Genomic DNA, 26,368 nt, shown 5'->3' on the forward strand with positions numbered 1-26,368 from the left:
GGAGGTATACATATGGTATTTAACAAAATAAAAGAGATTATTATTGATCAATTAGGATTAGATGATGATGTAGAAATAACTTTAGAAACTTCTCTTATGGGAGATCTAGAAGCAGATTCTTTAGATGCAGTAGAAATCATCATGGCTATCGAAGATGAATTTGATTTAGAAATTCCTGATGAAGATGCAGAAGGTTTCAAAAACATCGGAGATATTGTAACTTATGTAGGAGAAAACAAGTAGTTTGGAAATCCAAACTGCTTGTTTTTTCTTTTGTCTATCCTATCCACAGAAAATATACATAGAAAATAAAAATTATACCCAGATATACACACAGTTTTTCCACAATTTTCACAAATTTATCCACAATTCTTATTGTTTTTTTTATATATTTCAAAGAATTCTTACTATTGTCCACATTATCCACAATTTTATCCACAAAATGTTCTGAATAATTTCAATCTACTCACTTTGATTACTATTTCCCTAATTTCAAATTTGGAACTGCATTTAAATATAGATCTGAAATTTTTCCTTGTTGATAATTATAAAAAGCAGCACAACCAATCATAGCTGCATTATCTGTACAAAGCTTTAAAGAGGGATATTTAAAATGAAATTTTTCTTTTTTGGTCTCTTGTAAAAGTGCTTCTCTAAGTCCACTATTTGCAGCTACTCCTCCTGCTAATACAATAGTATCTACCTTTGTTTGCTTTGCGGCTTTTATGGTCTTATCTACTAAAACTTTTATCACAGCTTCCTGAAAAGAAGCTGCTACATCTTCCACTTTTATAGGTAGCTCCTTTTGTCTTTGACTATTTAAATAATTTAAAACAGAAGATTTTAATCCACTAAAACTAAAATCCAAGCTTCCTTCATCTAAATAAATTCTTGGAAAATGAATAGCTGCTTTATTTCCTTTCTTTGAAAGCATATCAATGACAGGTCCTCCAGGATATGAAAGCCCTAAAGCTCTTGCTACTTTATCAAATGCTTCTCCAACTGCATCGTCTCTAGTTTGTCCCAAAATATCATAAATTCCATAATCTTTTACATGAACAAGATGAGTATGTCCTCCAGATACTACTAAGCATAAAAAAGGAGGTTTTAAATTTTTATCTTCTATATAGTTTGCACAGATATGTCCTTCAATATGATTAACACCTACTAATGGAATATCTAGTGCATAGGCCATAGCTTTTGCACTAGATATTCCTACTAAAAGAGCACCCACTAGTCCTGGTCCATAGGTAACACCTATATGATCTATTTCTTTTAAATTTATTTTTGCACCACTTAACGCTTCTTCAATAACGATATCAATATTCTCTACATGTTTTCTTGAAGCAACTTCAGGAACTACCCCTCCAAATTTCTTATGTATATCTATTTGTGTAGAAACTATATTTGATAAAACTTCTCTTCCATTTTTTAAAACTGCAGCAGATGTTTCATCACAACTTGTCTCTATAGAAAGAGTTAAATAATATTCTTTGTTTTTAGGAGATTTTATACTCAAAATACGCACCTTCCTTATCTTTTGTTTATCGTATATATTATATCCAACACCACTCCAAATAGCAAAGTTTGTCTATTTCCTTTGCAAATAATTTTTTCTTTCATCTCCTTTTTTATCTTATTCTTTATATATGCAATATAGGTGCTTTTTTGTGTTTGTCTTAAAACAAAAGGCCTAAAGATCTTTTACAGATCTTTAGGCTTTTTACTTTTTTTATTCTTTTAACACTCATCATTGTTAATTCTTGATAGAATTGGATCTACTAAATGAATATCACATTTGTGATTCTTTGTAAAATGCTTACATGTTTCACAACTTATTGAACTTTCTACAGCAGAAGTAAATGAATTTCCACTTTTAGAATCATACTGGCTACAATTATGAGCTACTAATTGAAGTTGTTCTTTACTTGCCATAAAAACCCTCCTTTGAACCTTTAGATTCTTTAAGGTTATTTTTATTATTTGTAGATTTTAAAAAAAATATACAAAAGAGAGTATTTACAAATATTATTCATAACGTAATGCATCAATAGGATCTAATTTAGATGCTTTATTTGCAGGATAAATACCAAAGAAAATACCTACTCCTGCTGAGAAAATCCAAGCAATAGAAATTGTTTTTATAGATACACTCGGAGGCATATTTATAAAACTTGAAACAACAAATGCCATTCCCACTCCAATGATTGTTCCTATAACTCCTCCTATTCCTGATACAATTACAGATTCTACTAAGAATTGTAGCAAAATATCTTTTCTCTTTGCTCCTATTGCTTTTCTAATTCCAATCTCTCTAGTTCTTTCTGTAACAGAGACAAGCATAATATTCATAACTCCAATTCCTCCAACCAAAAGAGAAATAGCTGCAATCGCTCCAACAACCGCCGTTACAATTCCAGTAATTTTATTAATCGATTCCATTTCACCTTCTGCTGTTTGAATAATATATTTGTTTTCTCCTTCATTATTATGTCTTGTTTCAATCAAACGAATCATTTTCTCTGTAATAAAATTTGTATCTATTCCTTTTCTTAGACTCATTTGAACATCCCAAATTTGTTCTCCCATTCCCATTATTTTTTCTAATGTTGTAAAGGGTACAAAAATATTTCCAAGAGTTTTTCCTCCCATATTTTGAAGCGTGCTCTTTGGCCTTTCATAAATACCAATAATCACAAAAGATATAGTACTATCTCCCATTTGTATATGAATACTATCTCCTAATACATTCGTTCTTCCAAACACCTCTAGTGCCATTTCCTTATCTACAACAGCTACTGCTCTTCTTCCCTTTACATCTGTCTCCATTAAATATCTACCTTGAATCATATTTACTTTTTCTATTTTTATATAGTTTTCATCTCCACCTGTTAGATTTACATCTATTTTTTCATTTTTAGATTTAATTTTTCCTCTTTCTGATACATTTGGAATAATAGCTTCTAAATCATTTCCAAAAGTTTTTTTCAACGCTTCTAGATCATCATGGGTAAGTAAATCTTTCATGGTATATTGTTCTCTCCAATTGACCATCAAAAAAGCACGTCCTGCACCAAATTGCTCAAATTCTTTATCAATTACCTTCTGACTTCCTTCTCCTAATGCTACTACAGTAATAACAGATGATATTCCTATAATAATTCCTAGCATAGTAAGGAGTGAGCGCATTTTATTTACAAAAATAGCACCTATTGCCACTTGTATGCTTTCAAGTATATTCATATAATCTCCCCCTGTTTATAAAGAATAATTTGATCACAAACAGGTCGATCTTCTATAATTTGTCCATCTCTACATACAATTACTCTTTTTGTATGCTGTGCAATATCTGGCTCATGAGTAACCATTACAATAGTTGCTCCTTCTTCATTGAGCTGTTGAAAAATACTCATAACTTCATTTCCTGATTTTGTATCTAAATTTCCTGTAGGTTCATCAGCAAAAATTACAGAAGGATCATTAACAAGTGCTCTAGCAATCGCAACTCTTTGTCTTTGGCCTCCAGAAAGCTCATTAGACTTATGATCTATTCTCTCTTTTAGTCCTACTCTTTCTAAAGCTTTAATAGCCCTCTCTCTTCTTTCCTTTGGAGGAATCCCAGCATAAATCATAGGAAGCTCTACATTTTTTAAAGAACTAATACGAGGTAGCAAATTAAATGATTGAAAAACAAAACCTATTTTTTTATTTCGAATCATAGCAAGTTCATTTTCATCCATTCCTGAAACACTTTGCCCATCTAATTCATAAATTCCCTCCGTTGGTTTATCTAAACACCCGAGTATATTCATAAGTGTTGATTTTCCAGATCCTGAAGGCCCCATAATGGATACAAATTCTTTAGCTTTTACTTCTAGACAAATATTTTTCAAAGCATCTACACTAATGCTCCCATTTTTATATGTTTTTTTCAAATTTTCTATTTTAATCATATTACATCACCTTATTTGACATGACTTGGTCTTTATCTTTTAAATCTTCTGTTGGATTTAAGATCACTTCGTCATTCTTTTTTATGTCTCCTATAATTTCTACACAAAAATCACTTTCTATACCAATTTTTACTTTATGTTCTTTTACTTTTCCATCTTTCACAGTAAATATAATTTTATCTCCATTTTTTCTAGTAAATATAGCTTCATAAGGAACAGTTAATACATTATTTTTCTTTTGAGTTAAAATATCTACTTTTGCAGAAAAACCTGGTTTCAAAAATTGATCAATATTCTCAATATCTATTTTTATTTCTATGACTCCTTCTTTTCCTTGACCGCCATCCATTTGTTTTGCCATAGATCCTATATATTTTACTTTTCCTTTATATTCTTTTTTCTCAAATGCATCTCCTGTAATTTTTACAGGATCTCCTAGTTTTATTTTACTTGCATCATATTCATTCATATCTACTATGACCTCTAGATGATCTACATCTTGAATGGACATCAACGTTACATGAGATTCTATAATTCCACTTTCTGAAATATTTGTATCTACAATAGTACCTGTAATAGGACTTTTAATCGTATGCTTCTTTAAATCTTCTTCTAATTTTTGAACTTCTAGTTTTGCCAATTCTACTTTTTGTGTTTGTGTAACAATTTGATTTTCATGGTTAGAATTTTTTAAATTTTCCTTTGCTAAAAGATAATCATTATAAAATTGATTCATATCATTTTGAGATTTTTCAAAATCTGCTTTGCTAATTACACTACCTTCATACAAATTTTTATTTCTTTCATATGTAGTTTTAGCATCTTCATATTTTATTTTTGAATTAGACAAACTAATTTCAAGCTCCGTATTGCCTTCTTTTTTGAGTTGCTTTAAATTTTCTTCTTCCATAGATAGTCTTAATTTTGCATCTTTGATTTTATATTGAATATTAGTTTCTTCTAATTTCATCAATACCTGATCTTTTTGTACTTTATCTCCTTTTTTGACAAACATCTTTTCTATTTTTTCTTCCACATCAGAAACGATCTCTCTTTTGTCCATAGAAAATATTTTTCCTGTAGCTTGAATATGGGATTCTATATTTTCTTTTTTTACAGAAGTAGTTTGAACCATCATTGCACTAGGTTTTCTATTTTTCATTGCAATAGTTGTTCCTACAATACCTATTAAAATTAATATTCCGAGTGTAATGAAAATTATTTTTTTCTTTTTCGTCATACCTAAAGCCCCTTCCATATACATATAAAATGTATTGTGTATATTTTCCCTTATAATACAGCAAATTTTTCAAAAATACAATCAATATTTTGTATGTTTAATTGTACTTTTTGTAATGCTCTAACTAGTACATCGATACAGTATTAGATTACCACTTTCTAATTTTTATGTCAATCCTATAAATTCCAATCATTGTATAAAAATTTTAAAAATGGACTATGAGTCCATTCCAGACTGAAGACAAACTATATTTTAGCAAAGTCATAAAAATGAGGAACAATTATTGAGAATTTGTGAAAATATAGAATAAGTGAGAAAATGCTTAGCATTACACTGTTTGAGCATAGCAAGTTTGTAATGCTATTTTCGATCGTTTCTATATATTTTCCAAATTTGAAAATTTAGTGACGTTTTTTATGACTTTGTCTACAAGCTAAAATGGACTATGAGTCTATTCTCAAACTTTTAACAAAAACATAAATGTGGGCAGAATTTATTTAAATTCTGCCCACATAATCACTGCATCCTCTCCATTATCTTCATAATATTTTTGTCTTACTCCGCATGAATAAAAACCATTTTTTTCATAAAGACTCTTAGCAGCCTCATTAGAATCTCTTACTTCTAATGTCATACTATTTATTTTTTCTTCTTTTGCTACTTGAATCAATGCTTTTACAATTTTGTCTCCATACCCTTTTTTTCTATATATAGGATCTATAGCTATATTGGTAATATGTCCTTCATCTACAATCTTCCACATTCCACCATAGCCTATGATCTTTTCTTTGTTTTCTATAACTACATAAATAGCCAATTCGTTTTTGATCTCTTGTAAAAATGATTCTTTAGACCAAGGCGTTGTAAAACACTTTCTTTCTACTTCAAATACTTCCTCTACATCTTTTTCTTCCATGAACCTAACACTTACATTGTTCATTTTCTTCACACCTTTTTTGTTTCTCCTCATATTGTCTTTCAGCTTCAGATTTTCTCAGATAAGTAGGAACCAACTCATAAAAATTTTCATCTTCTGAGCTTTTCATAGCAAGTTGTCCAATAGAAGATGCTTTTGTGATATTGTGACTATTTGGAGCAAATATAGCTCTTTCTTTTAATACCTCTAAAAGATATTCTTTATTGCTTTGTACTCCATCTCCTAAAAAAATTACAGGCTCTGGTCTTTTTAAAAGGATTTCACATAGCTTTTGTATAGAGACTGCTATAGGCTCCTCGATTCTATTTAAATTTAGATTATCCCACTTATATATAGCTGTATAGACTTGACTTCTTCTTGCATCTAATATAGGGCAAATCAAACCATTGCTATTGTACAGATTAAAGGCAAGTCCATCTAATGTAGAAATTCCAACTACTGGAATATCAAGAGCATGAGCAAGCCCCTTTGCAGTGGCTATTCCTATCCTTATTCCTGTAAAAGAACCTGGTCCTTTTGCTACTGCAATTTTATCAATCTCTTCTATTTTGACTTCACAGCTTTTTAAGAGTTCATCAATCATAGGCATAAGCTTTTGAGAATGAGTTCTTTTATGATTAATAATATATTCACCTATTAATTTTTCATCTTCTATAAGAGCAATGGTCGCTACCATAGATGATGTATCAAAGCTTAAAATTTTCATAATGCTTTCAACTCCTCTAGGATATTATCAAAATGATTGCTACTTCCTGTTATTTCTATTTCTCTTGTACTATCGTCTATTTTTGTAATTTGAATCCATAAATGTTCTTTTGGAATAATTTCTTCAATTTGAGATGCCCATTCCACCAAACAAACTCCTTCTCCATAAAAGTATTCTTCATATCCTAAATCTTCCATTTCATCTATTTCTCCAATTCTATATACATCAAAATGATACAAAGGTACTCTTCCTTCATATTCATGAATAATAGTAAAGGTTGGACTCGTTACGCATTCCTCTACTCCTAAACCCTTTGCAATTGCTTTTGATAAAGTAGTTTTTCCTGCTCCTAAATCTCCTGTTAAACAAACTACATCACCCTTTTGTAAAAATTCACCTAAATTATATCCTAAATCATACGTCTTTTGTTCACTATTACTTATTATTTTCATTTTTGCACCTCTATCTTATCTACTTAAGTGTATTTTACCCTAAATACTACTACATTTATATATTTTCTCAAAAAAAATAAAAAAGAGCAAGGTTTCCCTTGCCCTATCTTTCTTTTAAAATAGGAGAAAGCTTTTTATATAATGATATTGTAAGAATAGATAACAACATTCCTTTAACAATATTAAATGGTATGATACCATAAAAAACTAATGTATCTACATCTTTGATTGCACCATTAGCCGAAGCACTAAAGGCAATAATTTGATCTAATGGCATTACTTTCCCATAAAAAGGTAGCAATATATAATAGTTTGTTACTCCTCCTATTATTGACATACATATTGTTCCTAAAATTAATCCAATCATTGCACCCATCTTTGTTTTATTTTTTCTATAAACGATACCAGCGGGTATAATCATTGCAATACCAATTAAAAAATTTGCAAGCTCTCCTACTCCTCCTGTAGTCGTGTTCATTAAGTGCAGTAAATTTTTTAAAAGCTGGATCATAATTCCTGCTGCAGGCCCTAATGCAAAGCTTCCTAAAAGAGCTGGTAAATCACTTGCATCTATTTTTAAAAAGCCTGGGAAAAATAATATTGGCATTTCAAAAAACATGATTAAGTAAGCCAAAACAGATAGTATTGAAATTTTTACTAATCCACGAGCTGTCTTCATTTCTTCAAATCCAAAAAAACCTTTTTGTACAGCAGATGTTCTATTCATATAAAAACCTCCTTCTTATTTTGTACACAAAAAAGCCCGAAGAATAATCTTCAGGCAAAATTAACACACAAATCAATCCATCTTCTTCCATCCAGACTTTACTGTCGGTACTGGAATCTCACCAGTTCAGTAGCTTTCGCCACTCGCGGACTATACCGCCGGTCGGGAATTTCACCCTGCCCTGAAGATTACATATAATTTTATTTTATTCTATATTTATTATACATGAATTCATTTTATTTTTCAATACTTATGGAGTTTGCTTACTCACTTACTAAAGAAGTATTTTTTTTATGAGCTAAATAAATAATAATCATAAATACTATTTCATGAGGCAATAATAACAAAATATTTTTCCATGCTACAAAATATAAATAAGTTGGATTGATATTCATAAAAATAAGCAAAGACCCTTCTAGCAACACAACGATTGTACTAGAAATTAATATAGCAAAAATGCAAATCCTCCATTTCACCTTTATGATCCAATGAGTATATAAAATAAAAGTCATCATGTAAACAATTGTACATATCCCAAAATCCATATATTGTTTAATAAAATAACAAGTAATTGCCTGTATTATACCTACCACTACAACTTTTTTCACATTTGGTCTTTCTCCCATCAATAAAAGCCCTGCCCATAACATAAGTACTGCTTCTGGAAATGAACCAAAAATCACTACACTTATAGGCATATTATACATAGATCACCCTCCTTTACATTTACTTTTGCTTTTAAAAAAATCATACAAATAGAACGATACTGGGGGGCGTTCCCTACACGTTTTAATTTTGTTCGTATACAATTTTCCCATCTATAATTGTATAACTCACCCTTGTTTGTAAGTCAAATGGATGTCCATCCCATATTACTAAATCTGCATCTTTTCCTTCTTTGATACTTCCTACTCGATCATCAATTTCCAAAATTTCTGCTGGATAAATAGTAATAGCCTTTAGAGCTTCTTCTTCTTTCATCCCTGCTTTTGTTGCAAATGCTGCACACATAGGAAGATACTGTACAGGTATTACAGGATGATCTGTCATAATAGCTACTTTTATTCCTGCATTATTTAAAATACCTGGAGTTTCAAAAGTTGTATTTTTAAGCTCTACTTTCGGTCTTTCTCCAAAACTTGGTCCTACAATTGCAGATAATCCTTCTTCTTTTAATTCATCTACAATTAAGTGTCCTTCTGTGCAATGTTCTAGAGTCATTTTCACATTAAATTCTTTTTTAATTCTTATGGCTGTAAAAATATCATCAGCTCTATGCGCATGAGCTTTTAGAGGAATCTCTCTTCTTAGTACTGGAAGTAATGATTCTAATTTCATATCATAAGGAGGTTTTTTTGATAAATCATCTTTTGAAGCTTCTAATTTTTCTTTATATCTTTTTGCTTTATATAAAGTATCTCGTAAGATAGCAGCTGTAGCCATCCTTGTCATAGGAGTTTGCTTTTTTCCATTGTATACTCTTTTTGGATTTTCTCCAAAAGCACATTTTTGTGCGAGTGGTTCCTTTACAATCATATGATCAATACGATCTCCATAAGTTTTTATAGCTGCAAATTGTCCTCCTAATACGTTTGCACTTCCAGGTCCTGTAGCTACAGTAGTAATACCTCCCTCTCTTGCTTCTTCAAAATTTCTATCTAAAGGATTAATTGCATCTATACCTCTTAGGTGTGGTGTTACAGGATCTGTCATTTCATTTCCATCTGCTCCTTCAAAACCTATAGCATCTTCCCACATGCCCAAATGACAATGGGCATCAATACATCCTGGCATAACAATTTTCCCGGTAGCATCTATTATTTTTGTATTTGCAGGAACGTCTATATTTTCTCCTATTTTTTTTATTTTTCTTTCTTCTATCAATATACTTGCTCTTTCATAATTTGTACCTTCCATGGTCCAAATGGTAGCATCTTTGATGAGTAACATAAGAAATCCCCCCACTTTTGTTATTTTCTTTCAATTATAGCACTCATAGTTCTCTATAAAAAGTCTTTTATCCTTTCCCTATAAACTTTTTATAATCTCTATCAATTCTTCCATACTTTCCACCACATAATCCGGATTATGCTTTATATACATTTCTCGTGGAAGAGCACTCCACCCAACGGCTACAGAAATCATTCCTGCATTTTTTCCACATAAAATATCATAGGGACTATCTCCTACAATCATACTTTCCTCTACCTTAGCACCCATTTTCTCTAGTGCTAAAAGAGCAGGAGTAGGATCTGGTTTATGAATATTTGTATCATCTGCACCAATAATAGCATCAAAATAATTAGTTAGATGAAATAAGTCTAATCCTCTTTTAGCAGAGTCGTTTAATCTTGAAGTCACTACCCCCAAACGATACCCCTCATCATATAATCTTTTGAGTCCTTCCTTTACTCCTTTATGCATAGTAATATAATCATCAAATCTACTAAATTGAAAATCTCTATAAGTTTTTAATGCTATATCACTTAAATCCTTAAACTCTCTATCCAATGTAACTTTTAATATTTCTCCAAAAGACTTTATGATCTCTTCTTTAGGCACATTCTTTTTTAAATGTGTCTTATAAGTATGTTGAAAGGACTGAATAATTAGCTCATTTGTATCTAGTAGTGTCCCATCTAAATCAAATAATATATTTTTAACAGCCATTTTATACCCCTTTCATAGTTAGTGAAATCTTACCTCTTTCTATGTCTAAATCTATAATTTTTACTTTTACTTCATCTCCAACTGCTACTATATCCATAGGACTTTTTATAAATTTTTCACTCAGCTGTGAAATATGAACAAGCCCATCTTGTTTGACTCCTATATCTACAAATGCTCCAAAATCTACTACATTTCTTACAGTTCCCATCATGATCATATCTATCTTTAAATCTTCCATTTTGAGTACATCTGATCTAAATACTGGCTTTGGCATTTCTTCTCTAGGATCTCTACCAGGTTTTTTGATTTCTTGTATAATATCCTTTAGTGTAGGAATACCTACTTCTAATTCACAAGCTATTTTTTCTATATTTTGCTCTAATGTATTTCCTTGTTCATATTCTAGTATTTTAGACTCTATATCTTTTAATTTCCCATTCTCAATATCATTTTTTAAGTATCCTAATTTTTCTACAAGCTTTATAGTAATAGGATAAGACTCTGGATGAACTGCTGTATTGTCTAATGGATTGTCCCCATAAGATATTCTAAGAAAACCTGCACATTGCTCATAAGCCTTATCTCCTAATCTTTTTACCTTTTTAAGCTCTTCTCTATTTTGAAACTTTCCATTTTCTTCTCTATACCCTACAATATTTTTAGCAATAGATGAGGAAATTCCTGATACATATTTAAGAAGAGATGGAGTTGCTGTATTTAAATCTACACCTACACTATTTACGCAGTCTTCTACTACATTTTTAAGACTCTCTCCTAATTTGCTTTGATTTAGATCATGCTGGTATTGTCCTACCCCTATACTTTTAGGATCAATTTTTACAAGCTCTGCCAATGGATCTTGTAGTCTTCTCCCTATGGATATAGCTCCTCTTATCGATACATCTATATCTGGATACTCCTCTGCTGCAAGCTTTGATGCAGAATATACAGAAGCTCCTGCTTCGCTGACAATAGTATAATATACTTTTTTATCTATTTCTTTTAACAACTCAGCTACAATAAATTCTGTTTCTCTTGATGCTGTACCATTTCCAATAGGAATGATATCTATATTATACTTTTTAATCTTCTCTTTTATGACCTTTTTAGCTTCTTCTACTTTGTGGTGGGGTGCATTAGGATAAATGGTAGCATAATCTAATAATTTTCCAGTTTCATCTAAAATAGTAATTTTACATCCGGTTCTATAGCTTGGATCTATGGCAAGAACTCTAACATCTTTGATTGGTGGAATTAATAAAAGTGGTTTTGTATTTTTTGCAAATACCTTAATGGCTTCTTCTTCTGCTCTTTGTGTTAAATCATTTCTGATCTCTCTTTCTATAGATGGCGCAATAAGTCTTTTATAAGCATCTTCTATAGCAGTAATTAAAATTTCTCTTGTATGACTTTTAGGTTTTAATATAGACTTTTGTAAAAAGAAAAGAATATCTTCTATAGGTACATCTATCTTTATTTTTAGTTTTTTCTCCTTCTCCCCTCTATTAATAGCCAAAACTCTATGATTTGCTATTTTATTTACAGGCTCTTTGTAATCATAATACATTTCATAAACGGTTTTTTCTTCTTGATCTACCCCATGAGATAATAGGATACCTTTTTCATAAGTGATATTTCTTATTTTTTTTCGATATGTAGCATCATCAGAAATTTTTTCTGCGATAATGTCTAAAGCACCATTAATTGCTTCTTCTACATTGCTCACGCCTTTTTGTTCATCTACAAATTTTCGAGCTATATCTTCTATACTGCCGTCGAATATTTCCTGGGAAAAAATCATGTCAGATAAAGGTTCTAATCCTTTTTCCTTTGCAATGGTAGCTTTTGTTCTTCTTTTAGGTCTAAATGGTCTATATATGTCTTCTACTTCTGTCAACGTAGTTGAATTTTGTACTTTTTCCTTGATTTCTTCTGTCAACTTTCCTTGTTCTTCAATAAGTCTTATCACTTCTTCTTTTTTACTCTCAAGATTTCTTAAATAAATCAGCCGTTCTGACAATTCTCTCAAAATAATATCATTGAGTCCACCTGTCATTTCTTTTCTATATCTAGCTATAAACGGAATCGTATTTCCTTGATCAATTAGTTCAATAGTAGCTTTTACTTGTGAAGCCTTAATTTGAAATTCCTTTTGTAATTGTTGTATCATCAAATTGTAAAATCTCCTTTCAACTCTTTATAATTTCCATTATATAGATATGTTTTTTTTCTTGCAATAATATTCATAAAAAAGTAGCCTAACGGCTACTTTTACAAACTCTTTAAGTATTCATTCATAAATAAATCTATATCTCCATCCATTACAGATTGTACATTTCCCATCTCTGCATTGGTTCTATGATCTTTGACCAAATTATATGGATGAAAAACGTAAGACCTAATTTGACTTCCCCATGCAATCTGACTATAATCACCTTTTAAATCCTCAATTTTTTCTTTATGTTCTCTTTCTTTTAATTCTATCAACTTTGCAGTAAGCATCTTCATAGCTGTTTCTTTGTTGCTATGTTGAGATCTCTCATTTTGACACTGTACTACAATTCCTGTAGGAATATGGGTAATTCGAATTGCTGAATCTGTTTTATTGACATGCTGTCCTCCTGCTCCACTGGCTCTATAGGTATCCACCTTTAAATCATTAGGATTAATATCAATCACAATGTCTTCATCAAGCTCTGGCATTACATCTAAAGAAGCAAAGGAAGTATGTCTTTTTCCAGAAGGATCAAAAGGAGAAATTCTAACAATTCTATGAACACCTTTTTCTCCTTTTAAATAACCATAAGCATTTTCTCCTTCTACAAGAAAAGTAATATTTTTAATACCCGCTTCCGTATCTGGCAAAATATCTAAAGTTTTTATTTTATATCCTTTTTTCTCTGACCATCTTGTATACATTCTTAGAAGCATTTCTGCCCAGTCTTGAGCATCCAATCCTCCTGCTCCCGCATGAATAGATAAAATAGCATTATTTTTATCATATTCTCCTGATAAAAGAGTTTCAATTCTCATATTCTCCATTGCTTCTTTTAAATACACAACTTCTTGGTCTGCTTCTTTTACAACAGACAAATCGCCCTCTTCTATGGCCATCTCGAGTAGTAAGTCTAGTTCTTCATATTTTTCATAAATATCTTCATATTTTTTTATTTTATCTTTAATGTGCTTTACTCTTTGTAAAACTTTTTGTGCATTTTGAGGATCCTCCCAAAGGGATGGATCCATTGCCTTATAACCTAAATCTTCTTCCTCTTCTTTTAAATTTTCTAGGTCAAAGTGAAACACTCAAATCTTTAAGAGGATCTTTTAATAAACTAAGTTCATGTTTTAACTGCTCTAGCTGTATCATCCTACACACCTCGGTTCTTATTGTCCACAACATTTTTTATATTTTTTACCACTTCCACAAGGACACATATCGTTTCTTCCAACTTCTTTTTCCTTAGTAACTGTCTGATTTTGTGGTTCATCTCCTCCACTAACCTTTATTACTTTAACGACTTGTTTTCTTTCTGTTTCTGTTTGAACAGTTACATTAAACAAATGTTTTATAGTATCTTCTTGAATAGCCAAAGTCATAGCTTCAAACATATCAAATCCTTCTACCTGATAAGCTCTTACTGGATCTTCTTGTCCATAAGCTCTAAGTCCAATTCCTTGTCTTAATTGATCCATAGCATCAATATGATCCATCCATTTGTTATCTACAATACGAAGAAGAATCACTCTTTCAAGCTCTCTCATTCTTTCTTCTCCTACTTCTTCTTCTTTTGCAGTATATAAATCATTTGCAATTTTTATAATTCTATTTTTCAAATCTTCTTTTGTCATTTCTTCTAAATCATCAAAAGATAAACTTCCCTTTGGTAAAAATAAAATTGAAAGATAATCTTCTAAACCTTTTAAGTCCCACTCTTCTGGAAATTTGGCTTCAGCTGTGTAATTTTCTACACTTCTATCTATAATACCCTCTAGCATACCCATCACATGGTCTTTGAGGTTTTCTCCTTCTAATACTTTCTTTCTTTCATTATACATAACTTCTCTTTGTTTGTTCATAACATCATCATATTGAAGAACATGTTTTCTGATAGAGAAGTTTCTGCCTTCTACTCTTTTTTGAGCTCCCTCTATAGATTTTGAAAGAAGTTTTGCTTCTATTGGTTCATCATCTTCCATCCCAAGTTTTTCTACTACCCCTTGAATTCTTTCGCTTCCAAATAGTCTCATTAAATCATCTTCAAGAGAAATGAAAAATTGAGAAGATCCTTTATCTCCTTGACGACCAGAACGACCTCTTAACTGATTGTCAATTCTTCTTGACTCATGTCTTTCTGTACCTAAAATACAAAGACCTCCAGCCTCTACCACCTTATCTTTTTCTGCATCTGTTTCTTTTTTGATTTTTTCATAAAGCTTTCTATATTCTTCTCTTGCTTTTATGATTTCCTCATCTTCTGTTTTTGCAAAACTTGTCACCATAGAAAGAATATATTCACTATATCCTCTTTTTTTCATTTCTTTTTTTGCCATAAACTCTGGATTTCCACCTAAAACAATATCTGTACCTCTTCCTGCCATATTCGTAGCAATCGTTACAGCACCAAATCTTCCTGCTTGGGAAACTATTTCAGCTTCTCTCTCATGTTGCTTTGCATTTAAAACTTCATGAGCTACACCTTGTTTTTTTAGCATCTTACTAAGTAATTCTGATCTTTCTATAGAAATAGTACCAACTAGCACTGGTTGACCTTTTTTGTGTTTTTCCACAATTTGATCAATAACTGCCTTAAATTTTCCCATTTCTGTTTTGTAAACAGAATCAGATAAATCATGTCTTTGAATAGATTTATTGGTAGGAACTACAACTACATCCATATTGTAAATATGTTTAAATTCGTCTTCTTCTGTTTTTGCAGTCCCTGTCATCCCAGAGAGCTTATTGTACATTCTAAAATAATTTTGCAGTGTAATTGTTGCTAAAGTCTTTGATTCTCTTTGTACTTCTAAACCTTCTTTTGCTTCTATAGCTTGATGAAGTCCGTCTGAATATCTTCTTCCAAACATCAATCTTCCTGTAAATTCATCTACAATGACAATTTCTCCATCTTTTATTACATAGTCTTTATCTCTTTTCATCAAAGTATGAGCTTTTAATGCTTGATTAATATGATGAGAAATTTCCATATTTTCAGGATCTGCAAGGTTTTCAATCGCAAAGAATTTTTCAGCTTTCTCTACTCCTCCACCTGCTTCATCTGTCAATACTACTGTATTGGCTTTTTCATCCATGACATAATCTACATCTTTTTTTAAATTCCCTATAAACTGATCTACAATTTGATAAAGCTTTGTAGATTTTTCTCCTGCTCCTGAAATAATAAGAGGTGTTCTTGCTTCATCTACTAATATACTATCTACCTCATCCACAATCGCATAATTTTGACCTCTTTGAACCATCTCTTCTTTATATAAAACCATATTATCTCTTAAATAATCAAATCCAAACTCATTATTTGTTCCATAAGTAATATCCGCTTCATATGCAGCTTTTCTTTGTTGATTCGTAATTCCATGAACAATACACCCTACAGATAACCCCAAGAAATTGTAAACTTTTTCCATCCATTCCGCATCACGTTTTGCAAGGTAATCATTTACAGTAACTACATGTACACCTTTTCCTTCTAACGCATTTAAATATACAGGAAGAGTTGCCATCAATGTCTTTCCTTCTCCAGTTTTCATCTCTGCGATTCTTCCTTGATGAAGAACGATTCCTCCCAATAATTGAACACGAAAATGCTTCATTCCTAAAGTTCTCCATGCTCCTTCTCTTGCAACAGCAAAAGCCTCTGGTAAAATATCATCTAATGTCTTTCCTTTTGCAAGTTCATCTTTAAATTGATTTGTTTTATTTTTTAATTCTTCATCACTTAATTTTTGTATAGAATCTTCAAATGATTCTATTTCATCAACAATTTTAAATAGTTTTTTGACTTCTCTATCATTAAAATTTCCAAAAATCTTCTCTAAAAGATTCATAATTATCCATCCTCTCTACAGTAAATCATACTCCAAATTTCATTGTACCATAATTCTTATTTTTATTCTTTCCCTTTATAAGGAATTTTTATCATAGTAGCTACTTTTTGTCCAAATCTAAGTTTTAACATTTCCCTTTGTATAAAAAGAATCACCCCTAAAGTCATAAACAAATCTCCTATACTCAAAACCTTTGCAAACGGATAAGGCTTTGGTACTACAATATATTTTGCTAATCCTCTACTAAAACCTACCGCTTCACCAGATGCAATATATCGAATCATTTCTCCTTTTTTTATTTGCTCAGCCAACAATTCATTCCCAGCAAATTCTAAACCATCTATAGAAATCGGCATTCTTCCTTTATTAATAAAAATCACCAATAAATTTAATACCACTCCTATAAACAATGCTATAGCTCCTTTTTTCTCTCTATTCAGCACTACTACCCCTGCTATAGCTAATAAAGATACAACGTCTAAAAGCCCCCCATAATAACATACCCACGTAAAATCAGAAAATAAAAATCCTAAAATCTGCAATCCAAAGGCAAAAATAAGAACAGGCCACCATTTAATATGTAAAAATCTAATATTTGATAACCTTCCTCCCCTTAACTTTCCTAATAAAAATCCGATTAATGCTCCTTCAAACATATCCTCTCACTCCCTAGTCCTATCTCTATTGTGATTTTACATTGTTGAATAAGTCTATTATAAACTTATTACTCAATAGGAATCAATCTTTATTTGTTTCCTCCAGAAAAAAAAGAACAGCATTTGCTGTTCTTTTAAAAGGTTGGCTCTATCAATCCATAATTTCCATCTTTTCTTTTATATACTACACTTACTTCTTCAGTTTCACTATTGGTAAATACAAAGAAACTATGTCCTAAAAGCTCCATTTGCAAAATTGCTTCTTCTGGATCCATTGGTTTTACTGGAAATCTCTTTGTTTTTACAATTTTTGCTTCATCTCTATTTCCTTCTAAAGTTGGTATATTTTCAAAGCGAATCGTGTCATGTCCTTTGTATCTTTTTTGAAGTTTTGTCTTATGCTTTCTAATTTGTCTATTGAGTTTATCTACAACTTTATCTACTGATGAATACATATCTTCTGTTGACTCTTCTGCTCGAATCATAGATCCGTTAATAGGAACTGTGATCTCTATAATTTGTCTATTCTTTTCTACACTCAATGTAGCTTGAGCTTCTACATCTTCCTTGAAATATTTGCCGAATTTTTCTAATTTTCCTTCAATCATATCTCTTAAAGCATCTGTAACCTCTAAATTTTTTCCACTTACTTTTACTATCATATACTTCAGCTCCTTCCAGCAAATATAATGAATGAGTTAAAATCAACTCAAATTTCATTGCTTATTATTATATTTATTCTATATTCACACTGATATTTCCTCTATTTGAAAAAAGTATTTCTTTTAAAAATTTATAAATATACTTTTTTCAAATAAATAACAGAAATTATAAACTTATATTACATTTAATTAAGTATATAATTTAATGTGTATTATAGAAAATTTAAGTACAACGATTATATCTATATTTTACCCATCTTATATTTTCTAAAACAAATATTTTGTCTTTTTATTTATAAAAGTTTTCAACAGTATCCACTGTTTTATCCACAGAATTTTCTAATTTTTCATTTTCTTGTTGTTTTTACTTTTAAAATTCTCCTTAAATTTTATACATACTATGTAAACTTGTGAATATCCACATGTTATTAACATATTCAGTGCCTGTTTAGTATTTTTCTGTGGATAATGTGGACAATATTGTTGATAACCTATATTTCAATATTCTAGCTGTGGAAAACAATGTGTGTTTTAAGTGGACAAGTATTTTTTTGACGAATCATACAATAAACAGAAGCATATTTATTTATAATTTTACATATTTCATCTTGATTATTTTGCAGTTTTTACTGACAACATATTTTTTCATATTATTTTTGTAGAATTTTGAAAGAATTTTCATCTACAAAATTTGCATTAAAATTTTTACCAAAAACAAAAAAATCTTGATTTATCATCAAGATTTTTTACATATTTAGCTGACCTGGTCTTTGCCCCCACACTCGCCTGCTGGAGGGTTCGCTCTAGGGTTACTATCACTATTACCTCTCTCAAATTTTAATATCTGGCAGGTCTTACTTCTAAGCCGCACCATGCTCAGCAGCTTCTTTTTTAAAGCTTACCTTACGTGGATCCCTTTGCCTGCGACTGGCATGGACTTTCAACCACAGACCTAAAGTATGCTTTAGTATTATACATTGTTTTTAAGAATTTTTCAATATCTATTTCTTGGGAGGAAAATTTTTTTGTATTTGAGCATATTTTTTTGCATAAATAGACGCAATTTTAGATCCTTGTTGTTTTGTATTTAAATCTTTCATTTCCTTTTTTAATTTTTCAAAATCAGTTTTCATCTGAATTGTATTCCTTTGATCTATTTCTTCAATTTTTTTTATAAATCCTGTAATATCCTCTATGCTTCTTTTGAGTTCCTTTAAAGCTGGATATTTTTTTGTATGAATCTGTGCTAAGGATTCTACTTTTAACTCATTTTTCAACTTACTATAACTACTTAAAAAATCTATATCCATTTGATGAATTTGATGAATTGTCTTTTTCTTTTGTTCAATGGTATCTTTAACTTTCTCTATATCTCCATCTTTACTTAGTGTTTCTTGAGCAATAGTTAAATGTAGAAGTTTCTTAAGTACTCCTTCTTTTTTGATTGAAATTTCTACAAGTATATCTATCAAATCGTTTATATGCATATAATCCCCTCACCACTATTTAATAGCTTATTTTATCATCGATCTATTTTCTCAACAAAAATAAGCATTTTCCCTAGAATTTTATAAAAATCCTTTGGTAAATCCATTTTTTCTTCCTCGCTTTGTTCATTATTTTCTTCTATAGGTATACTATTTTCTAAAAAATATGCTTTTCTTAATCTATTTTCATTGATCTTTATTTTAGAAAATACATCTCTTTTTTCCATACATTTATACTCCTATACTTTCATATCTAAATAATAAAAGAAACCTCTCCTAAATCATAGCCTACTTCTTTAAAATGATCTTTCAAAAAAGAAAGTTGGTTTTTAAATTTATCTTGTTGATTCGTATAAATTTTTACATCTATTGTATCTTTTTTAATAAACATCTCCATTTTGATTTGCCCTAGTGTATTTGTATCTAGTTGAATTAACGTACTAAGTGGTATCTTATTGGAGTCTATATTCTTTTGTGTAGAATATATTTGAAGATTTTTGCATTCGTGATTCATCCATACTGGTACCTGAATAGCTACATTATTCTTTTTTAAATTTTTTTGAAGCTCTATCATTTCTATCATTCTTTTCATATGTTGGTCTAAATCTTTATGACCTTCCCCAAAGCTCATATTCTCAGAGAAATTTTTCATATCATCTATAAACTCATCATAATCTTTTTCTTCAAAAACTCCTTCTTTTAATTTTTGAGAAAAAGTTTTAGATAGATTTTCTAGCTTCATTCTGTATTCTTTTAATATAGGATGATCTGCATCTTCTAATACTTTTAATATTTCTCCTATTTGTTGACCCATCTGATCTTGATTTTTTAAAAAGGATGCTATTTTATTGATTTCTTTTAATGAAAAATCTAGGTTATTTTTCATCAATAAAGATATAATTTTATTTTCTTGCCTTTCCATCAATAAAATATCCTCTATCAAACTATGTCTATTTTCTTTAGATTCATTGAAATGTTGCTCTTTATTTTGTTTATCCATTTTTTCTTTTGTATATGTATCTATCTCTTTAATATTGATATTTTCTAAATCTATTTTTTCTTTGATTCCATCTAAAATCATAGATGTAGAAATATTTTTTCTAACTTTTGTATAAGTTTCATAAGCATCTATAGCTTTTTTTACATTCACAGCACTTAAAATCATTCCATTTGCATAAAGTGCTTCTCCTGCTTTTATAGTCATATTCATTTTAATAGAAAACTCTTTACTTTGAAAAGTTTTTTCATTTTCTATTCTTCTTTGTATAGCATTTTTTTCTTGAGAAGATATTTCTACAATTTTTTCATTTTTTAATTTTTCATAACTCTTTTGAATTTCCCTTAATGTAAAAGGAATATTTCTTTTCATATGAAATGCAATTTGATTAAAAGAAAGATTGGGGATTGTATTTATTATTTCTTGAGTATTAGAAATTTTTGAAAAAGCATTGATCATTTCACTACTTGATAGATTTTTCATTTGATCATATTGAATAAGCTTATTATTTTCTATTTCTCCATTTTCTATGATTTGATGAAGAATACGAATATCATGCTTTTTTACATCCCATCCTGCATTTTCAATTTTACAAATCATGTCTTGATTTAATCTAGATTGTAAAACTTTGGAGCTATTTTTGATGGCTAAGAACTCTTCTATTGTTTCTTTTTCTAAAGAAACTCCTCGCTTTAAAAAAAGTTCTCCAATCTTTAAATTTTCTGTTGTAATCTCTACCTCTAATTCTTCTAAATAACTTTTTAAATTATCTTGTAATTCACTTAAATCTTTTACATTAAATAAAGATTTCATATTTTCACCATAAGCCTTTACAGCTATAGGTGATCGATCCTCAAAAGCATCTATTCCTCCGATTTGGATTCCTTCTTTTGTGTGATATAAGTTGTCAATTGAAAGAATTTCACCTTTCTTATATAACTCTACATAATTTTCATCTTTTACTTCTTTTAATTTTTGTAATTTGTATACTATATCATAAATTCTTTCTATATTTTTTTTGTTAATTGTAATTTTTCCCTTATGAAGAGCTTTAATAGCATCTGTAATATCTTTGCCCATTTTACTACCATAAATTTCTTTAGCTATTTTCTCTGCTTCTTCTGTAGTCATTTCCACTTTTTCTTCTAGTGGAGTCTCTAATTTTTCTTTTTGTATTTCTTCAATAGTTTTTGCAATCTTTTCTACTGAATCATTTTCCAAATCTACATCTTTATCTATTAATTTGATAGCCATATCATGATTTAATTCTTGTTGAATCACTTGTAAATACTTTTTAGAAGCTACCATACTTTCTATAGAAGATTGACTCACTGGAATATTGAATTCATCTAATGCTTTTGCCATATCTAAATTTTCTTTGGTCATCTCTAGTCCACTTTTTTGTAAAAGATCATTATTGCACATAGAATCATCTTTCTTTTGATCATAGATTCTTAAAGAAATGATTTTAGATTTGTCAATAGATACTTGATCTCCTATTCTTTGATCTATATTATTTTTTAAAACAAGTTGTGCAATTTTATTATTTCCTATATCTACACTTACTTTGTTTTTATTTTTTTCTATCAGTGTTCCATTAACATCAAATGGCCTCTTTATTGTGTTATAATACTTTTGAACCTTAAATAAATTAATTTGATTGAGTTCATTCATATTTTTCACCTTTTTCCCTTTTTCTAAAAAATATATCGACAAAATAGACCTTTCCCTTAATCTATTTGTAAAAATTGACGATATATAATTTAGAACAATACACAGAAAGGAAGTGTCCTTTTGAATACCATACCACCTATTCAACCTACAGCTTTGCAAAAAATATCAAACCCTAATGCTGTAGCTCTAAAAAAAGATACTAAAATGCCTTCTGCTTTTTTAGAGAAGTTTGAGAAAATAAAATCTGATGAAGTGAAAGAAAAAGTACACGATCTTTATGACAAGATCGTAGAAAAATCCGAAAAAATAGGAGATCGCCTATATTTACAAGACCTTTTAGATTATAAAAAATTGGTCAAAGAATTTTTAGATTTGACCGTTCAAAATTCTCATTCTTTTTCTAAAGATAGTTTTCTAGACCGCAGAGGTCGTCATCGTACTTTTTCTAAGGTAAAAGAAGTAGATCATGCTTTATCAGATTTGACAAAAGATTTTTTAAACCAAGAAGTAGATCGAATCAAAGTAGTAAAAAAATTAGATGATATACGTGGAATGCTTGTAGATATGATGATGTAAAAAACCGACCTATCTAAATAGGTCGGTTTGATTATGCTTTTTGGTCTACAAACAATCCTGTTCTTTCGATCATTGCTGCAACCATATCTAAAATCTTTTCTGATGGAATCTCTCTTATAACTTCTTTGTTATTGTTATTAATTATTTTTACCATTACTTGTTTTGTTTTTTCATGAATAGAAAACTGAAGACTGGTATCTGTCAATACTAAATCCTTATTGGCTTTTTCTATGGACTTAATCAATTCTTGTTCACCAATACAGTTTTGTTGATTCATTTGATCTAGTACTTGGTTTTCTTCTCCCGTTTTTTTTATTCCTATTTGATCTTTAGGATTCGTTCCTGAATTTTGTGAAAAATTTGTAACCCCTCCATCAATCTTCATGTATACACACCACCTTATTGGTTTTTCTATGTATTTATCGACATATCTCTGTCCTCACTTTATATCAAATAGGTAAATTTACCAAAAGTTCATAAGATATCTTTTAAAAAATGATAAGAACCTATAAAAAATATTTTTTATAGGTCCTCCTTATCATTATAGGGTTATATCTAAATTTGATCCTTTATGTGGCTGTACAGACATCTCCATAGTCTTTTGCATATCACCCAGTAATGTAGTTACAGATTGGGCATCTTGATTCATAGCCTTTTGTAATGTAGTCATATTTATAGCTTGTCTTAAACTATGAATAGATTGACTCATCATTGCACTTATTTCCATAGAGTTACCTCCCTATTTATGATCTATAAATATTCCTTGAACATCTGCATATTGTCTCGTATAATTAGATCTTACTTTATTTCCTTGTTGCTTTGTTTTTACTTCTTTCATCTTTATCTTCAATTCATCTAAATCATGCTCAAGCTTTTTTGTATTTTCTTGATCTTGGTTGTCTATCTCTCTTAAAAGATTTTTAATCTTTTCTGTACACACTTTTACCTCTTCTGAAGCTACTTCTCTTTGAGCAGATAGATCTTTTGAAACCATTTCATCTATCTCGTTAATTTTTTCCATAATACTTTGTTTTTTGTCTATATGTTCTATTAATTTTTCTATTTGATCATCTTCTATAAAAAATTCTTGTTCATTAGTAAGTTTTAAAAATTCATAAAGATATTTTTCCTTTTCTTTTAAAGCTTCTATCCATGATAAAACATTCTCTTGAATTTTCATACAATCTCCTCGCTATTTTGTTTTTGCAAGATTCATAGCCTCTTTCCACGTATCTCTTAACTCTGTAACAAGTGGTAGGATTTCTTCTAAAATTTTTTTATCTTTTTTTAAATTTGCATCTACTAATCTTTGTAAAATAAAGTCATATAAACTTCTTAATCCTTTTGATACTTCATATTTCATATCGAGTGTACTATTTAGTTCTATAATAATATCACTTGTTCTAATAATAGAATCATGAGACTTTTGTATGTTTTTTTCATCTATAAAAATCATAGCTTGATTGATAAATTTGATGACTCCATCATAAAGCATTAAAGTAAGCTCTTGTGATGATGCCATAAGTACTTTATTTTCCTTATATTGATTCATCTGTTTATATGGATTTTGTAGCATCATGTTTCTATTTACCTCCTAAAATTTTTTACATACTCCCTAATTGGCTTGCAATCCATGAACTTTGAGATTGCATTTTGCTCATAGCCTTCTCCATAGCAGTAAATTTTTGCCAATATCTATTTTCCACACCAATCAGTCTATTTTCTTCTCTAGTAATTCTTTTATCCATATCAAAAACATCTTCGTCTAGCAAACTGATAGATCCTTTTCCAGCCCCTCCCTTTGTAACAAAGTCAATCAATAAATTTGATTTTACACTTCTATATAATGATGAATTTTCTCCTGGTCCTGCTTTTTTGACAATCTCTTTCATTCCAATCACAACATCATCAAATAATCTATTTAAAATACCTGATTCTTTTCTTTTTTGATCTCTTAAAGCTTTATTTTCTGCAAGCTCTGAATCCGATGCTTTTACAGAAGATGGTTTAAATAAAAGCTCCATCACTCCATTTACATCTTCTTTGATAGCTTTTTTTAGTTTTTCCTCATTTATGGCTAATTTTCCTTTGTCTTTCCATTCTCCTGTAGTAATCCCTATTTGATGTAATTGGTTAAATCCAGATAATTTATTTTCTTTATTCTCAACTACTGATTTATTAGGATCATATGTATCATAAACCGTTTCATACAATCCACTACGCATAGTTTGAGTAGTTCGATTGATGAACTCATCTCCTCTTAAAAGACCACTTTTAGCTTTTTCCTCCCAAAGCTTAATATCATTTTCTTTCATAGCTTCTTTTTGCTCTTTTGTAAGAGGCTGATAACTTCTATATTTTTTTTCAACAGTCTTTTTATTCATTTGATCTATTAAGTCATTGTATTTCTCTACAAAGGATTTAATCTTGTCATAAACTCCATCTACATCTGTATCTACTCCTATAGTATACTCTATATTATCTGCCTTTTTTAAATTAATTTCTATTCCATTTATAGTAAATTGGTTAGATTCAAACTCAAGGTTTTCTGCTCCATCAAAATATATTTTTGCATTTTTACCATACACTTCTGTACCTTGCACAATAGGACCTTTAGCAATTGGATCTCCATTAACATCAAAAGCAGTTACATTTAATTTAAATTTATTTGCTCCAGTAAATAATTGTTCTGTATCTTCTTTAATATGTATTCGTGCATTTTTACCTGTTCCTTTACTAGATAAAAAGAGTCTTCCTGTAGTATCATCAAAGCTTGCTTGAATCCCTAATGCTACCTCTTTAGTAGAAGGATCATTATCATGATCTATCGGATTATTAATTTTCTGTACTAAGCTATCAATAGTATCTGTAGCTTTAAAATCTACTATTACTTCTTTGCCCTCAACATCAAATGTTATTTGTCCATCAGCAACTCCTAACGCTGATAATGTATCACTTTTTTTAAGTCCAATTGAATCAGTACTTGCTCCGCTAATTCCCTCTGCAAGATTTTCTACTTTTATCCTATGTGTTCCCACTGGAGCATCCGTAGTTGATTTAGCAGTAACTACATTTTCATTAGAAGAAACTGCTTTTTTTACCCAATCTAATGAAGATGTATTTTGAATCATTGATCCTGTACTTCTTCTTGTTACCCCAAATTCTTTGGATACATCTAATATGAAATTTGCATATGCCTTATTTACCTCATTATATTGTTCTTGTCTCCATAATGCAACTTGCCTAGTTTGAGTATATTTATCTGCTCTCATTCTCTCTACTTGCATTAATTGCTTTACCATACTCTCTGTATCCATATTAGATGCCATACCTGAAAATCTTATAGTACTCATATATACTGCCCCTTTCTCTTTTTAATATTTATAATTTCTTTTTAAATTCACATTATTTTATAAAATATACTTTTATATCTAGTATTATATCTCGTTATTACTGTAAATTTTATCGGCATTTTGAATTGGATTGTTTATACTAGCATAGGAATTTTATGCTTTATCGAATTCTTAAATAATAAAATTAACCTGTAAAATTCATATAGATTAAA

Annotated in this window: 27 protein-coding genes and 1 riboswitch; of the genes, 2 read left to right on the forward strand and 25 right to left on the reverse strand. The window is 29.9% G+C overall.

Going from position 1 to position 26,368, the window contains the following annotated elements:
* Positions 1–12 precede the first annotated feature (12 nt).
* Positions 13–243: an acyl carrier protein gene (acpP, locus tag EK368_RS12700; protein ID WP_129600274.1), complete on the forward strand. Its 231-nt coding sequence runs from the start codon at positions 13–15 to the stop codon at positions 241–243.
* 235 nt (positions 244–478) lie between these two features.
* Here the strand turns inward: acpP and tsaD are convergent, their stop codons facing one another.
* From tsaD to EK368_RS12800, 20 genes are all read right to left on the reverse strand, one after another.
* Positions 479–1,513: a tRNA (adenosine(37)-N6)-threonylcarbamoyltransferase complex transferase subunit TsaD gene (gene tsaD / locus EK368_RS12705; protein ID WP_129600322.1), complete on the reverse strand. Its 1,035-nt coding sequence runs from the start codon at positions 1,511–1,513 to the stop codon at positions 479–481.
* A gap of 227 nt (positions 1,514–1,740) precedes the next feature.
* A complete protein-coding gene (locus EK368_RS12710) occupies positions 1,741–1,935 on the reverse strand; it encodes a hypothetical protein (RefSeq protein ID WP_129600275.1) in 195 nt (64 codons plus the stop codon).
* Between the two features lie 93 nt (positions 1,936–2,028).
* Positions 2,029–3,243 (reverse strand): ABC transporter permease, encoded by a 1,215-nt coding sequence (locus EK368_RS12715; protein WP_129600277.1) that lies wholly within the window; start codon positions 3,241–3,243, stop codon positions 2,029–2,031.
* A complete protein-coding gene (locus EK368_RS12720) occupies positions 3,240–3,953 on the reverse strand; it encodes an ABC transporter ATP-binding protein (protein WP_129600279.1) in 714 nt (237 codons plus the stop codon). The genes EK368_RS12715 and EK368_RS12720 overlap by 4 nt, the downstream gene beginning before the upstream one ends.
* 1 nt (position 3,954) lies before the next feature.
* Positions 3,955–5,193, reverse strand: a complete 1,239-nt coding sequence (locus EK368_RS12725; protein ID WP_165000449.1) for an efflux RND transporter periplasmic adaptor subunit — start codon at positions 5,191–5,193, stop codon at positions 3,955–3,957.
* A 493-nt stretch (positions 5,194–5,686) separates the two neighbouring features.
* Complete coding sequence (rimI, locus tag EK368_RS12730) at positions 5,687–6,133, reverse strand: ribosomal protein S18-alanine N-acetyltransferase (protein ID WP_129600283.1); 447 nt, start codon at positions 6,131–6,133, stop codon at positions 5,687–5,689.
* On the reverse strand, positions 6,114–6,836 hold the full coding sequence (gene tsaB, locus EK368_RS12735; RefSeq protein ID WP_129600285.1) for a tRNA (adenosine(37)-N6)-threonylcarbamoyltransferase complex dimerization subunit type 1 TsaB: 723 nt from the start codon (positions 6,834–6,836) through the stop codon (positions 6,114–6,116). The genes rimI and tsaB overlap by 20 nt, the downstream gene beginning before the upstream one ends.
* Positions 6,833–7,288, reverse strand: coding sequence for a tRNA (adenosine(37)-N6)-threonylcarbamoyltransferase complex ATPase subunit type 1 TsaE (tsaE, locus tag EK368_RS12740; protein ID WP_129600287.1), 456 nt, complete (start codon positions 7,286–7,288; stop codon positions 6,833–6,835). Before tsaE ends, tsaB begins: the two co-directional genes overlap by 4 nt.
* Positions 7,289–7,391: 103 nt before the next feature.
* Entirely contained in the window at positions 7,392–8,015 is a 624-nt protein-coding gene (locus tag EK368_RS12745) for an ECF transporter S component (RefSeq protein WP_243109421.1), read from the reverse strand.
* Between the two features lie 75 nt (positions 8,016–8,090).
* A riboswitch (FMN riboswitch) is annotated at positions 8,091–8,208 on the reverse strand.
* A gap of 70 nt (positions 8,209–8,278) precedes the next feature.
* Entirely contained in the window at positions 8,279–8,722 is a 444-nt protein-coding gene (locus EK368_RS12750) for a hypothetical protein (protein WP_129600289.1), read from the reverse strand.
* A gap of 82 nt (positions 8,723–8,804) precedes the next feature.
* Positions 8,805–9,965: an amidohydrolase gene (locus EK368_RS12755; protein ID WP_129600291.1), complete on the reverse strand. Its 1,161-nt coding sequence runs from the start codon at positions 9,963–9,965 to the stop codon at positions 8,805–8,807.
* 78 nt (positions 9,966–10,043) lie between these two features.
* Complete coding sequence (ppaX, locus tag EK368_RS12760; RefSeq protein WP_129600294.1) at positions 10,044–10,685, reverse strand: pyrophosphatase PpaX; 642 nt, start codon at positions 10,683–10,685, stop codon at positions 10,044–10,046.
* Position 10,686: 1 nt separating this feature from the next.
* A complete protein-coding gene (locus EK368_RS12765; RefSeq protein ID WP_129600326.1) occupies positions 10,687–12,855 on the reverse strand; it encodes a Tex family protein in 2,169 nt (722 codons plus the stop codon).
* Between the two features lie 101 nt (positions 12,856–12,956).
* A protein-coding gene (gene prfB, locus EK368_RS12770) for a peptide chain release factor 2 (protein WP_129600296.1) occupies positions 12,957–14,055 on the reverse strand; the annotation gives its coding sequence in 2 pieces (ribosomal slippage) (positions 12,957–13,979 and positions 13,981–14,055; 1,098 coding nt in all).
* A 17-nt stretch (positions 14,056–14,072) separates the two neighbouring features.
* Complete coding sequence (gene secA, locus EK368_RS12775) at positions 14,073–16,751, reverse strand: preprotein translocase subunit SecA (RefSeq protein ID WP_479722770.1); 2,679 nt, start codon at positions 16,749–16,751, stop codon at positions 14,073–14,075.
* A 62-nt stretch (positions 16,752–16,813) separates the two neighbouring features.
* Complete coding sequence (locus EK368_RS12780; protein WP_129600300.1) at positions 16,814–17,407, reverse strand: DUF5317 domain-containing protein; 594 nt, start codon at positions 17,405–17,407, stop codon at positions 16,814–16,816.
* 134 nt (positions 17,408–17,541) lie between these two features.
* The gene (gene hpf, locus EK368_RS12785) at positions 17,542–18,069 is read right to left on the reverse strand and encodes a ribosome hibernation-promoting factor, HPF/YfiA family (RefSeq protein ID WP_129600302.1); all 528 of its coding nucleotides are present in this window, start codon (positions 18,067–18,069) and stop codon (positions 17,542–17,544) included.
* Between the two features lie 1,001 nt (positions 18,070–19,070).
* A complete protein-coding gene (gene flgN, locus EK368_RS12790) occupies positions 19,071–19,556 on the reverse strand; it encodes a flagellar export chaperone FlgN (protein WP_129600304.1) in 486 nt (161 codons plus the stop codon).
* 35 nt (positions 19,557–19,591) lie between these two features.
* Positions 19,592–19,783: a hypothetical protein gene (locus EK368_RS12795; RefSeq protein ID WP_129600306.1), complete on the reverse strand. Its 192-nt coding sequence runs from the start codon at positions 19,781–19,783 to the stop codon at positions 19,592–19,594.
* A 26-nt stretch (positions 19,784–19,809) separates the two neighbouring features.
* Positions 19,810–22,236, reverse strand: coding sequence for a hypothetical protein (locus tag EK368_RS12800; protein WP_129600308.1), 2,427 nt, complete (start codon positions 22,234–22,236; stop codon positions 19,810–19,812).
* A 111-nt stretch (positions 22,237–22,347) separates the two neighbouring features.
* On the opposite strand from EK368_RS12800, the gene EK368_RS12805 reads away from it, so the two are divergent.
* Positions 22,348–22,803: a YaaR family protein gene (locus tag EK368_RS12805; protein ID WP_129600309.1), complete on the forward strand. Its 456-nt coding sequence runs from the start codon at positions 22,348–22,350 to the stop codon at positions 22,801–22,803.
* Positions 22,804–22,834: 31 nt separating this feature from the next.
* Here the strand turns inward: EK368_RS12805 and EK368_RS12810 are convergent, their stop codons facing one another.
* From EK368_RS12810 to fliD, 5 genes are all read right to left on the reverse strand, one after another.
* Positions 22,835–23,188, reverse strand: coding sequence for a flagellar protein FlaG (locus EK368_RS12810; RefSeq protein ID WP_129600311.1), 354 nt, complete (start codon positions 23,186–23,188; stop codon positions 22,835–22,837).
* 156 nt (positions 23,189–23,344) lie between these two features.
* Positions 23,345–23,530 (reverse strand): putative motility protein, encoded by a 186-nt coding sequence (locus EK368_RS12815; RefSeq protein WP_129600313.1) that lies wholly within the window; start codon positions 23,528–23,530, stop codon positions 23,345–23,347.
* 12 nt (positions 23,531–23,542) lie between these two features.
* Positions 23,543–23,983 carry a flagellar export chaperone FlgN gene (flgN, locus tag EK368_RS12820; protein ID WP_129600315.1) on the reverse strand — a complete coding sequence of 147 codons (441 nt, stop codon included), beginning with the start codon at positions 23,981–23,983 and terminating at the stop codon, positions 23,543–23,545.
* 12 nt (positions 23,984–23,995) lie between these two features.
* Positions 23,996–24,382, reverse strand: coding sequence for a flagellar export chaperone FliS (gene fliS / locus EK368_RS12825; RefSeq protein WP_129600318.1), 387 nt, complete (start codon positions 24,380–24,382; stop codon positions 23,996–23,998).
* Positions 24,383–24,407: 25 nt separating this feature from the next.
* Complete coding sequence (gene fliD, locus EK368_RS12830; protein ID WP_129600320.1) at positions 24,408–26,156, reverse strand: flagellar filament capping protein FliD; 1,749 nt, start codon at positions 26,154–26,156, stop codon at positions 24,408–24,410.
* Positions 26,157–26,368: the final 212 nt, after the last annotated feature.

This window comes from Anaerophilus nitritigenes (genome assembly GCF_004138215.1).
GTDB lineage: Bacteria > Bacillota > Clostridia > Peptostreptococcales > Thermotaleaceae > Anaerophilus > Anaerophilus nitritogenes.

What these genes read in the sequence shown, in the direction of transcription:
- acpP (WP_129600274.1), top strand. Translation starts at nt 13, where the DNA reads ATGGTATTTAACAAAATAAAAGAGATTATTATTGATCAATTAGGATTA.
- EK368_RS12710 (WP_129600275.1), bottom strand. Translation starts at nt 1,935, where the DNA reads ATGGCAAGTAAAGAACAACTTCAATTAGTAGCTCATAATTGTAGCCAG.
- EK368_RS12715 (WP_129600277.1), bottom strand. Translation starts at nt 3,243, where the DNA reads ATGAATATACTTGAAAGCATACAAGTGGCAATAGGTGCTATTTTTGTA.
- EK368_RS12720 (WP_129600279.1), bottom strand. Translation starts at nt 3,953, where the DNA reads ATGATTAAAATAGAAAATTTGAAAAAAACATATAAAAATGGGAGCATT.
- EK368_RS12725 (WP_165000449.1), bottom strand. Translation starts at nt 5,193, where the DNA reads ATGACGAAAAAGAAAAAAATAATTTTCATTACACTCGGAATATTAATT.
- rimI (WP_129600283.1), bottom strand. Translation starts at nt 6,133, where the DNA reads ATGAACAATGTAAGTGTTAGGTTCATGGAAGAAAAAGATGTAGAGGAA.
- tsaB (WP_129600285.1), bottom strand. Translation starts at nt 6,836, where the DNA reads ATGAAAATTTTAAGCTTTGATACATCATCTATGGTAGCGACCATTGCT.
- tsaE (WP_129600287.1), bottom strand. Translation starts at nt 7,288, where the DNA reads ATGAAAATAATAAGTAATAGTGAACAAAAGACGTATGATTTAGGATAT.
- EK368_RS12745 (WP_243109421.1), bottom strand. Translation starts at nt 8,015, where the DNA reads ATGAATAGAACATCTGCTGTACAAAAAGGTTTTTTTGGATTTGAAGAA.
- EK368_RS12750 (WP_129600289.1), bottom strand. Translation starts at nt 8,722, where the DNA reads ATGTATAATATGCCTATAAGTGTAGTGATTTTTGGTTCATTTCCAGAA.
- EK368_RS12755 (WP_129600291.1), bottom strand. Translation starts at nt 9,965, where the DNA reads ATGTTACTCATCAAAGATGCTACCATTTGGACCATGGAAGGTACAAAT.
- ppaX (WP_129600294.1), bottom strand. Translation starts at nt 10,685, where the DNA reads ATGGCTGTTAAAAATATATTATTTGATTTAGATGGGACACTACTAGAT.
- EK368_RS12765 (WP_129600326.1), bottom strand. Translation starts at nt 12,855, where the DNA reads ATGATACAACAATTACAAAAGGAATTTCAAATTAAGGCTTCACAAGTA.
- secA (WP_479722770.1), bottom strand. Translation starts at nt 16,751, where the DNA reads ATGAATCTTTTAGAGAAGATTTTTGGAAATTTTAATGATAGAGAAGTC.
- EK368_RS12780 (WP_129600300.1), bottom strand. Translation starts at nt 17,407, where the DNA reads ATGTTTGAAGGAGCATTAATCGGATTTTTATTAGGAAAGTTAAGGGGA.
- hpf (WP_129600302.1), bottom strand. Translation starts at nt 18,069, where the DNA reads ATGATAGTAAAAGTAAGTGGAAAAAATTTAGAGGTTACAGATGCTTTA.
- flgN (WP_129600304.1), bottom strand. Translation starts at nt 19,556, where the DNA reads ATGCATATAAACGATTTGATAGATATACTTGTAGAAATTTCAATCAAA.
- EK368_RS12795 (WP_129600306.1), bottom strand. Translation starts at nt 19,783, where the DNA reads ATGGAAAAAAGAGATGTATTTTCTAAAATAAAGATCAATGAAAATAGA.
- EK368_RS12810 (WP_129600311.1), bottom strand. Translation starts at nt 23,188, where the DNA reads ATGAAGATTGATGGAGGGGTTACAAATTTTTCACAAAATTCAGGAACG.
- EK368_RS12815 (WP_129600313.1), bottom strand. Translation starts at nt 23,530, where the DNA reads ATGGAAATAAGTGCAATGATGAGTCAATCTATTCATAGTTTAAGACAA.
- flgN (WP_129600315.1), bottom strand. Translation starts at nt 23,983, where the DNA reads ATGAAAATTCAAGAGAATGTTTTATCATGGATAGAAGCTTTAAAAGAA.
- fliS (WP_129600318.1), bottom strand. Translation starts at nt 24,382, where the DNA reads ATGATGCTACAAAATCCATATAAACAGATGAATCAATATAAGGAAAAT.
- fliD (WP_129600320.1), bottom strand. Translation starts at nt 26,156, where the DNA reads ATGAGTACTATAAGATTTTCAGGTATGGCATCTAATATGGATACAGAG.